Genomic DNA, 1,860 nt, shown 5'->3' on the forward strand with positions numbered 1-1,860 from the left:
TCAAGTCGCAGCGCACGCAGGCCATCCACGAGGCGGGACTGATGCCCGCCGACAGCTTTGCGGGCGTCCAGCGCGTGTACTTTGACGGTGACATGGAGGCGGCCCCTGCGCTGGCGGGGCAGACTGCGGGATTGATTGACTCCGTCAAGACCGCGCAGCAGATCATTGAAGACACCGTGGCGGAATTTTTTGCCATCAGCCAGCGCATGGGTGCCATGGGCATGGCGCGCACGTTTGGCTGAAGAAGGCGGCGGTGCGGCCAGCCGCGCCTGTGGCCTACGCCGCCTTGGCCCCCAGCGCGCGCATGCGCGCCTTCCACTTGGCAACCCCACCCTCGCCCAGTTGATCCACGCTGCCCACCAGCGTCTCATGCACCGGCGCAACGCCCACAAAGCCCAGGATATTGCGCTCCAGCGACTTCACGCTGTGTGCACGGAAGTACCAGCGATAGACAAGCGCTGGCATGCCCATCGTGACCACCACCCGCGCACTGCGCCCGGTGAGCCCCTTGCGCCCGAAGGGGTTGCTGCCTTCGGGGTTGAAGGCAAAACCGGGCCTTGCCACCTGCTCCAGAAAACCCTTGAGCAAGGCTGGCATGTCGCCCAGCCACAGCGGAAAGAACAGCACGATGTGCTGCGCCCAGCCGATGTCAGCCTGCGCAGGCTTGAGAGACGCGGGCAGCAGGCCCAGCTCCCACTCGTGCTGGCTGCGCAGCAGGGCAAAATCAATGGCGGCCACATCCACCAGCCTCACCACGTGGCCCGCCGCCATGGCCCCTTCGGCGTAGGCCTGGGACAAGGCGTGGCACAAGTGGGGCGCCAGGGCGTCTGGGTGTCCCTGGATCAACAGAATGCGCATGGGGTCCATGTTCGTTCTCCTCATCCACATCGATGCGGAAAGCCTGCAAGCACTATCGTCTGACTCTACGCCTTCCCGCAACACTCCACGATCCTGGACCCGACCATGCGCACCATTCTCCGTTGCACCACGTTGTCCCCGCAGTTCCTGCAGTCCCGGCTGCGAATGGCTACTTCGGCAGTGGTCCTGGTCACCCTGGTGGCGTGCGGCACGGCTCCAGCCCCCATCGATCCCCCTGAGAAGGCGCACCTGCCATTGCTTCGTGGCTGGTTCGAGGGGCAAGAGGTCCTCTATGTGACCACCGATGCATCCGATGCCGACATGGCCCGCGCCAAGCATGCGAACTACGCGCCACTGCTGGCCAACGCCCTGCCCGACCCGCAGGCATCAACATCCTCTGGCATGCAGCGCATGCAGCGCCTGGGGGCGACCGATCGCGTCTACGGCACCACCAACTTCGAGCAGGCCAGCGTGTTTGCATCCGCTCCCCGCCCTGTGGGGTCTGCAAATGCCTACACGGCTTACAGCCCGTTGTGGCAACTGGTTCAGGTCACCTGGGTCGATGCCACGCAGGCTCGCACCCTGCGGTCCGAGGAAGAAGTGCTGGACGCGCAGGACAAAGGCCAGATCACGCTGCAGATAACGCGGGTGGTGCTCAACTGCCCCATCATCCACCGTGGTCGGCTGGGGGCACTGCCGGGTGTTTCAGTTGATGGGCGCACACCCTGAAGCAGACCGCCACGCAATACAAGCGGGACTGCGTTCCGCGGCAACTCACTGCCATCCCCTGCGCTACACTTTTTGCCCCTGCTCTGCGCGGCGGCCGCCATGGCACCGACGCACTCCCGCAATGCCTTCCCTATTCGGCAGCTGTGAGCCCCCTTCCGCACCCAACGCCGTGTCGGCCGTGGCGCACGCTCTGCAACCTCTAAAGCATCCCCATGGCTGAAAACGCCCCCTCCCAGTCCTCCGCATCGCCCGCCCCGCCCATACAGGCTACAC

The 1,860-nt window shown here is 65.1% G+C and carries 2 protein-coding genes and 1 pseudogene; 2 read left to right on the forward strand and 1 reads right to left on the reverse strand.

Annotation, left to right across the window (positions count from 1 at the left end; all coding sequences use genetic code 11):
• Positions 1–242 (forward strand): annotated as a pseudogene (locus DBR23_RS31020) (nitronate monooxygenase); the annotation flags it as partial.
• A 34-nt stretch (positions 243–276) separates the two neighbouring features.
• On the opposite strand, the gene DBR23_RS18525 reads toward DBR23_RS31020, so the two are convergent.
• Entirely contained in the window at positions 277–867 is a 591-nt protein-coding gene (locus DBR23_RS18525) for an NAD(P)H-dependent oxidoreductase (RefSeq protein ID WP_056747039.1), read from the reverse strand.
• A 96-nt stretch (positions 868–963) separates the two neighbouring features.
• Here DBR23_RS18525 and DBR23_RS18530 point away from each other — a divergent pair, with 96 nt between their 5' ends.
• Positions 964–1,587, forward strand: a complete 624-nt coding sequence (locus DBR23_RS18530; RefSeq protein WP_108499192.1) for a hypothetical protein — start codon at positions 964–966, stop codon at positions 1,585–1,587.
• Positions 1,588–1,860 lie beyond the last annotated feature (273 nt).

Source organism: Acidovorax sp. HMWF018 (genome assembly GCF_003061035.1).
GTDB lineage: Bacteria > Pseudomonadota > Gammaproteobacteria > Burkholderiales > Burkholderiaceae_C > Acidovorax > Acidovorax delafieldii.

Excerpts from the sequence above, each read along its gene's own strand:
- DBR23_RS18530 (WP_108499192.1), top strand. The coding sequence starts at position 964 with ATGCGCACCATTCTCCGTTGCACCACGTTGTCCCCGCAGTTCCTGCAG.
- DBR23_RS18525 (WP_056747039.1), bottom strand. The coding sequence starts at position 867 with ATGGACCCCATGCGCATTCTGTTGATCCAGGGACACCCAGACGCCCTG.